Origin of the sequence: Vibrio sp. M260118 (genome assembly GCF_036533755.1) — a bacterium.
Lineage (GTDB): Bacteria > Pseudomonadota > Gammaproteobacteria > Enterobacterales > Vibrionaceae > Vibrio.
The window spans coordinates 19,826-27,976 of record NZ_JATABG010000010.1 but is presented as its reverse complement, the minus strand read 5'-3'; the positions used below and the strand labels follow the sequence as shown (position 1 = coordinate 27,976).

Annotated in this window: 7 protein-coding genes; all 7 read left to right on the top strand. The window is 47.0% G+C overall.

What is annotated here, in order from left to right; all coding sequences use genetic code 11:
- The coding region (locus QTO00_RS01610; protein ID WP_331422561.1) for an OmpH family outer membrane protein at positions 1–331 on the top strand (331 nt) is incomplete at its 5' end.
- Positions 332–337: 6 nt separating this feature from the next.
- Positions 338–1,369 (top strand): UDP-3-O-(3-hydroxymyristoyl)glucosamine N-acyltransferase, encoded by a 1,032-nt coding sequence (gene lpxD, locus QTO00_RS01605; RefSeq protein ID WP_331422560.1) that lies wholly within the window; start codon positions 338–340, stop codon positions 1,367–1,369.
- A 96-nt stretch (positions 1,370–1,465) separates the two neighbouring features.
- Positions 1,466–1,918 carry a 3-hydroxyacyl-ACP dehydratase FabZ gene (fabZ, locus tag QTO00_RS01600; RefSeq protein ID WP_331422559.1) on the top strand — a complete coding sequence of 151 codons (453 nt, stop codon included), beginning with the start codon at positions 1,466–1,468 and terminating at the stop codon, positions 1,916–1,918.
- Between the two features lies 1 nt (position 1,919).
- The gene (gene lpxA / locus QTO00_RS01595) at positions 1,920–2,708 is read left to right on the top strand and encodes an acyl-ACP--UDP-N-acetylglucosamine O-acyltransferase (RefSeq protein ID WP_038203455.1); all 789 of its coding nucleotides are present in this window, start codon (positions 1,920–1,922) and stop codon (positions 2,706–2,708) included.
- A gap of 74 nt (positions 2,709–2,782) precedes the next feature.
- Positions 2,783–3,937: a lipid-A-disaccharide synthase gene (lpxB, locus tag QTO00_RS01590; protein WP_331422557.1), complete on the top strand. Its 1,155-nt coding sequence runs from the start codon at positions 2,783–2,785 to the stop codon at positions 3,935–3,937.
- Complete coding sequence (rnhB, locus tag QTO00_RS01585; protein WP_038203449.1) at positions 3,930–4,547, top strand: ribonuclease HII; 618 nt, start codon at positions 3,930–3,932, stop codon at positions 4,545–4,547. The genes lpxB and rnhB overlap by 8 nt, the downstream gene beginning before the upstream one ends.
- 90 nt (positions 4,548–4,637) lie before the next feature.
- Positions 4,638–8,117 (top strand): DNA polymerase III subunit alpha, encoded by a 3,480-nt coding sequence (gene dnaE / locus QTO00_RS01580; protein WP_331422555.1) that lies wholly within the window; start codon positions 4,638–4,640, stop codon positions 8,115–8,117.
- Positions 8,118–8,151: the final 34 nt, after the last annotated feature.

Genomic DNA, 8,151 nt, shown 5'->3' with positions numbered 1-8,151 from the left:
TGCAGAACTACAAGCGATTCAAGCCAAAGGTAAAGGCAAAGTTGAAAAGCTAAAGCGTGACGGCGACCTAATGAGCCCTGAAGATATCGAAAAACTGCGTTTGGAGATTGGTCAATTAGAAAGCGAACTGAAATTGAAAGCGCAATCTTTTGATAAGCTAAGACAGCGTCGTCAAGCGGAAGAAGAGCAGAAGCTATTCAAAGTTATCCAAGATGCGATCGACAACGTAGCTAAGAAACAAGGCTTTGACATGATCGTTGATCAACAAGTTGTTCGTTTCGCTACGCCAGAACACGATATTTCTAAAGCTGTAATCGACTCTCTAAAATAAGTAGCTATGACAAGACTTTCTCTGGCCGAGTTGGCCACAATTACTGGCGGTGAGTTGCATGGTGATGCAACTGCCGTAGTTACTATGGTTGCGCCGATGGATACGGCGCAAGAAGGACATGTTACCTTCTTATCTAATCCTAAATATGCTAAGTACTTAGGTGAGTGCAAGGCAACAGTAGTGATGGTAAAAGAAGCGCAGCGTGAGCTTTGTTCAGGGAATGCGCTTGTAGTGGATGATCCGTACGTTGCTTTTGCTAAAGTAGCACAAGCGTTAGATACTACCCCAGCACCAGCAGAGAGCATTGCCCCTTCAGCTGTCATTGCTGGCGATGTTGTATTGGGCGAAAACGTCTCAATCGGTGCCAACGCTGTGATTGAATCAGGCGTAGAGCTTGGTGACAACGTTGTCATTGGCGCAGGCTGTTTCATTGGTAAAAACGCTAAGATAGGCAGCAACACTAAGCTGTGGTCGAACGTTTCGATCTACCATGAAGTGAGTTTAGGCTCTGATTGTTTGGTGCAAGCTAACACGGTAATTGGTGCTGATGGCTTTGGCTATGCGAATGAAAAAGGCGAGTGGGTTAAGATCCCTCAGCTTGGCTCTGTGCGCATTGGTAATCGTGTCGAGATCGGCTCGTGCACTACCATTGACCGTGGTGCGTTAGATGACACTGTTATCGAAGATAACGTGATTCTAGACAACCAATTGCAGATCGCCCACAACGTACACATCGGATATGGTACGGCTATGGCGGGTGGTACGATTGTCGCGGGCAGTACTAAGATTGGTAAGTACTGTATTATCGGTGGTGGTACCGTTATTAACGGTCACATTGAAATTACCGATGGTGTAACCATTACCGGAATGGGTATGGTTATGCGCGGAATTGATGAGAAGGGTATGTACTCTTCCGGTATTCCACTGCAGCCTAATAAAGAGTGGCGTAAAACGGCTACTCGTGTCCATCGTATCGATGACATGAACAAGCGTTTAAAGGCAGTAGAGAAATTGTTGGCTGACAAACAAGACGCCTAGCTCTAACTTGAATCGAAAAGGCTCGCGTATTGCGGGTCTTTTTCATCTATAATGCCCGTCAGAAACAAATTTAGCATTCAATATAGGAATATGACTTTGACTACTGAAAACAAAACGATGAACATTACTGAAATTCAGGAATTGTTACCGCATCGCTACCCATTCTTACTGATTGACCGTGTGATTGATTTTCAAGAAGAGAAATACCTAACAGCGATCAAGAATGTTTCAGTAAATGAGCCTCAGTTTACAGGTCATTTCCCACAACTACCTGTATTCCCAGGAGTACTGATCTTAGAAGTAATGGCTCAAGCAACGGGTCTATTGGCATTTAAATCGTTCGGTGCTCCATCAGAGAACGAACTATACTATTTCGCAAGTGTTGACGGTGCTAAGTTCCGTAAACCTGTCGTTCCTGGCGACCAACTGGTTATTGAAGTGGAGTTCTTAAAAGAGCGCCGTGGTATTGCTGCATTTTCAGGTGTAGCGAAGGTTGATGGTGAAGTAGTGTGTTCTGCTGAACTAAAATGTGCTCGTCGAGAGTTTTAATATGATCCATGAAACAGCTCAGATCCACCCTTCTGCTGTTATTGAAGGTGAGGTAAAAATCGCAGCCAATGTAACTGTAGGTCCGTTTACTTATATCTCAGGTAATGTTGAGATTGGTGAAGGCACCGAGGTTATGTCTCACGTAGTTATCAAGGGTCATACGACAATTGGTAAAGAGAACCGTATTTTCCCACACGCTGTAGTTGGTGAAGAGAACCAAGACAAGAAATACGGCGGTGAAGAGACTACCGTTGTGATCGGCGATCGCAACGTGATTCGTGAAGCGGTACAAATCCATCGCGGCACTACACAAGACAAAGCAACAACAGTGATTGGTAACGATAACTTGTTGTGTGTTAACGCTCACATTGCTCATGATGTTATCGTTGGTAACCATGTTCACATCGGCAACAATGCGATTCTTGGTGGTCATGTGACCGTTGAAGACTACGCTGGCGTGATGGCCCTATCTGCTATCCATCCATTCTGTAAAGTCGGCGCGTACAGCTATATTGGTGGCTGTTCTGCGGTTGTGAAAGACGTACCACCTTATGTATTGGCACAAGGTAATCACGCGACTCCGTTTGGTCTGAACCTTGTTGGCTTGCAGCGTAATGGCTTCGAAAAAGCTGAACTACGTGCTCTACGTAACGCCTACAAAGAGTTCTACCGTGCAGGTAAAACGCAAGCTGAAGCGAAACAAGTTTTAGAACAGATGGCGGGTGACTGGCCATCTATCCAACATTTTATTGATTTCGTGGAAACTTCTGAGCGTGGCGTTATTCGCTAAGACGCGTTAGTTGATTGATAAAAGATCGCGCTCCTTGGGTGCGATCTTTTTGTATTTATATAGGTAATTCAGGCATGGAAAGACCACTTCGCATTGGCATTATCGCTGGTGAATTGTCCGGCGATATTTTAGGTGAAGGCTTCATTAAGGCGATTAAAGCTCAGTACCCTGATGCTGAGTTTGTCGGCATTGGTGGCCCTAAGATGATCGCCCAAGGTTGTGAATCTCTGTTCGAGATGGAAGAGCTCGCGGTGATGGGCTTGGTAGAAGTGCTTGGGCGTCTGCCAAGGTTGCTAAAAGTAAAAGCAGAGTTGGTTAAGTATTTTACTGACAATCCGCCGGACGTGTTTGTTGGTATTGACGCACCGGATTTCAACTTACGCCTTGAGTTAGACCTGAAGAAAAAGGGCATTAAGACGGTTCACTATGTCAGCCCGTCTGTTTGGGCTTGGCGACCAAAGCGCATTTTCAAAATTGATGCGGCGACGGATCTTGTGTTGGCATTCTTGCCGTTCGAAAAAGCCTTCTATGATAAGTACCAGGTTGCCTGTGAGTTTGTCGGTCATACCTTAGCGGATGCCATCCCACTTCAACCCGATCAACAGCAAGCGCGCGAGTTGCTCAATTTAGAACAGAGCAAACAGTGGTTAGCGGTTTTACCGGGCAGTCGTGGTGGAGAAGTGGGTCTGATCGCAGAACCTTTTATTCAAACTTGTCGCCAAATAAAGCAAAAGTACCCTGATATCGGCTTCGTTGTCGCAGCGGTGAATGATAAGCGTCGTCAGCAGTTTGAAGAAATTTGGCAATCAGTAGCACCTGAGCTCGAATTTACCATTGTTCAAGATACCGCTCGCAACGTAATTACCGCCTCAGATGCAGTATTACTAGCCTCAGGCACCGTCGCACTAGAGTGTATGTTGCTTAAGCGCCCTATGGTGGTGGGTTACAAGGTTAACCGACTGACGGGGTGGCTAGTGAAGAAGATGGCGATCACCAAGTATGTATCGCTGCCAAACATACTGGCAGGTGAAGAGTTGGTAAAAGAGCTGATTTTAGACCAGTGTGATCCTGAGTTCTTAGTGCCTGCTGTAGATGAAATGCTAAGCCGTGATAACCAAGAGCTGATGAGCCGCTTTACTGAAATGCATAAACTGATTCGCAAAGATGCTGATACTCAAGCTGCGCAAGCGGTACTTAGATTGATCGGCAAAGAGCAACAACATGACTAAACAAACCAAAGAATTACCTCCGTTCGAATATCCTCAAGGTTTCAACCTTATTGCCGGGGTTGATGAGGTAGGGCGTGGCCCGTTGGTGGGAGACGTGGTTACTGCTGCGGTGATCTTGGACCCAAATAATCCTATTGAAGGTCTTAACGACTCAAAGAAACTCTCTGAGAAAAAACGCTTAGCCTTGCTGCCGGAAATCAAACAGAAAGCGTTGGCTTGGTCAGTAGGGCGCTGCTCACCACACGAGATCGATGAACTGAACATCCTGCAAGCAACTATGGTTGCGATGCAAAGAGCGGTTGCGGGATTAGAACTACAACCTGACTTTGTTTTGATTGATGGCAATCGTTGCCCACAACTGCCGATGCAATCACAAGCCGTGGTTAAGGGAGACCTGCGCGTTGCTGAGATCAGTGCCGCGTCTATCATAGCGAAAGTAGTACGTGACCAAGAGATGGAAGAGCTTGATAAACAGCATCCTGAATTTGGCTTTGCTAGGCACAAAGGTTACCCCACCAAAGCTCACTTTGAGGCTATCGAGAAGCACGGTGTCATCGACCAGCATCGCAAGAGTTTTAAGCCAGTCAAACGTGCGCTAGGCATTGAGTAGCAATACAATTTTAGGGGTATATAAGTCAGCGTTTTTCACTTAAAATACCCCAATTATCTTTAGAATTTACAACCCGTTCGGACTCTATTCATGTCAGACCCAAAGTTTATCCACCTTCGAGTTCACAGTGACTTTTCCATGGTCGATGGCCTTTCTAAAGTGCCTCCCTTGGTCAAGAAGGTAGCGGAACTGGGAATGCCAGCAATGGCACTGACCGATTTCACCAACTTGTGTGGTCTGGTTAAGTTCTATGGCACGGCACACGGCTGTGGTATTAAGCCGATCATTGGCGCTGACTTCGTTATGCAGTCGCCAGAGTTTGGTGATGAACTGACTAAGCTGACAGTGTTAGCGGCAGACAACGAAGGCTACAAAAACCTCACGCTTCTGATCTCTAAAGCCTACTTACGTGGTCATGTTCAGCACCAACCAGTGATCGATAAAGCGTGGTTGGCAGAGCTATCGGCAGGGGTGATTGTTCTTTCTGGTGCCAAAAATGGCGAAATAGGTAAAGCGCTGCTCAAAGGCAACCAAAAGGTAGTCGAAGAGTGTGTCGAATTCTACAAAACTCACTTCCCAGATCGTTTCTACTTAGATTTAGTCCGCACTGGACGTGCAGATGAAGAGACTTACCTTCATTTCGCCCTTGAGCTTGCCGATACACACGAGCTGCCCGTGGTTGCAACTAACGATGTGGTAATCCTGGAGGAAGAGCTATTCGATGCGCACGAAATTCGCGTTGCAATTCACGATGGCTATACCCTAGAAGATCCGCGTCGACCAAAAAATTACAGTGCTCAGCAATACCTCCGTACTGAAGAAGAGATGTGTGAGCTGTTTGCCGACATCCCAGAGGCACTAGAGAATAGCGTAGAGATTGCTAAGCGTTGTAACGTCACTGTCCGTTTAGGGGAGTACTTCCTGCCAGCCTTCCCAACTGAAGGTATGGAAGAGACGGAGTTCTTAGTTAAGAAATCACAAGAGGGGCTTGAAGAGCGTCTCGAATTTCTATTCCCAGATCCTGCTGTTCGTGCAGAGCGTCGACCAGAGTATGAGGACCGCCTTAAGATTGAGCTAGAAGTCATCAACAACATGGGCTTCCCAGGTTACTTCTTGATCGTAATGGAGTTCATCCAGTGGTCAAAAGATAATGCCATTCCAGTAGGCCCAGGTCGTGGTTCGGGTGCCGGTTCGTTGGTGGCTTACGCGTTGAAGATCACTGACCTCGATCCACTTGAATATGACCTGCTATTCGAACGTTTCCTTAACCCAGAGCGTGTCTCCATGCCCGATTTCGATGTCGATTTCTGTATGGATAAGCGTGACCAAGTTATCGACCACGTTGCGGAGATGTATGGCCGTGATGCGGTGTCACAGATCATCACTTTCGGTACTATGGCGGCAAAAGCGGTTATCCGTGATGTAGGTCGTGTACTCGGCCACGGTTTTGGCTTTGTTGACCGTATTTCTAAGCTTGTGCCGCCAGATCCGGGCATGACCCTAGAGAAAGCTTTTAAAGCGGAACCTGCACTGCCTGAGTTGTACGAAAACGACGAAGAGATTAAAGAGCTGATCGATATGTGTCGCATCCTAGAAGGGTGTACACGTAACGCGGGTAAGCACGCAGGTGGTGTTGTAATCTCACCAACTACGATTACAGATTTTGCGCCGATTTACGCCGATGCGGAAGGTCATTTCCCTGTTACTCAGTTTGATAAGAACGACGTTGAAACCGCTGGTCTGGTTAAGTTCGACTTCTTAGGTCTGCGTACACTGACGATTATCGACTGGGCGCTAGGTTTGATTAACCCGCGCTTGGCGAAAGAGGGTAAGGATCCGGTTGCGATCGAATCGATTCCGCTCGACGACCAAGCCTCATTCAATCTGCTACAAAACTCAGAGACCACGGCGGTATTCCAGCTTGAATCACGTGGTATGAAAGAGCTAATCAAACGCCTTCAACCAGATTGTTTTGAAGATATTATCGCACTGGTAGCTCTGTTCCGTCCGGGGCCGCTGCAATCGGGCATGGTAGATAACTTTATCGACCGTAAGCATGGGCGCGAGGCGGTTTCATACCCTGATGAACAGTGGCAGCATGACTCGCTAAAAGAGATCCTAGAGCCAACCTACGGCATTATCCTCTATCAGGAGCAGGTAATGCAGATCGCTCAGGTTCTTTCTGGCTATACGCTAGGCGGGGCAGATATGCTTCGTCGTGCGATGGGTAAGAAAAAACCTGAAGAGATGGCTAAGCAGCGTGCCACCTTTGAAGAAGGTGCGATTGCCAATGGTGTCGATGGCGAACTGGCGATGAAAATCTTCGACTTGGTAGAGAAGTTCGCGGGTTATGGCTTTAACAAATCACACTCCGCCGCTTACGCACTGGTTTCGTACCAAACACTGTGGCTAAAAACGCATTATCCTGCCGAGTTCATGGCTGCGGTAATGACTGCCGATATGGATAACACCGAGAAGGTGGTTGGCCTGGTCGATGAGTGTTTCCGCATGAAGCTCAAAGTCCTGCCGCCAGATATCAATGCCGGTCTGTATCGTTTCAACGTCGATGAAACTGGAGCGATTGTCTATGGCATTGGTGCTATTAAAGGTGTTGGTGAAGGCCCGATTGATGCGATCTTAGAAGCTCGTAACAAAGATGGTCACTTTAAAGACCTGTTTGATTTCTGTGCCCGTATCGACCTGAAAAAGGTTAACAAGCGTGTGATTGAAAAGCTGATCTACGCTGGCGCGCTTGACCGTCTTGGCCCACACCGTGCGGCGATGATGGCATCACTCAATGATGCAGTAAAAGCTGCAAGCCAACATCACCAAGCGGAGGCCTTTGGTCAAACAGATTTGTTCGGTGTATTGACTGAAGCGCCGGAAGAAGTTGAGCACAAATATACTAAAATAGAGCCGTGGCCAGAGAAGGTATGGCTTGAAGGCGAGCGTGATACTTTAGGTCTTTATTTGACCGGGCACCCAATAAATGCCTACATAAAGGAACTTGGTAAGTATACTAGTTGTCGACTAAAAGACGCGACGCCAACAAGGCGTGATCAAAGTGTTACTGTTGCGGGTCTAGTGATTGCTGCAAGGGTAATGACAACCAAGCGCGGAACACGCATTGGTATTATGACGTTAGACGATCGAAGTGGCCGAATGGAAGTGATGTTGTTCTCCGATGCCCTAGATCGATACGCAGAATTGTTAGAAAAAGATAAAATTTTGGTTGTTTCGGGACAGGTCAGCTTTGATGATTTCAATGGTGGTCTTAAAATGTCCGCGCGTGAGGTTATGGATCTCGGGTCAGCTCGTGAAAAGTACGCACGAGGATTATCTGTCTCCCTCGACCAATCTCAAATCAATGACCGTTTTTTTGAGCGCTTTAGTCAAATACTAGAGCCTCATCGGGCGGGTAGCGTTCCTGTCCATGTATACTACCAGCGCTCTGATGCACGGGCGCGTTTAACGTTAGGTACAGAATGGCGAGTGACGCCAAGTGACGCATTATTAGATGATTTAAAACAACTACTTGGCAAAGGTCAGGTAGAACTCGAATTTAACTAAGTTCGGTATTACGCAACCGAATCATAAAGGATCT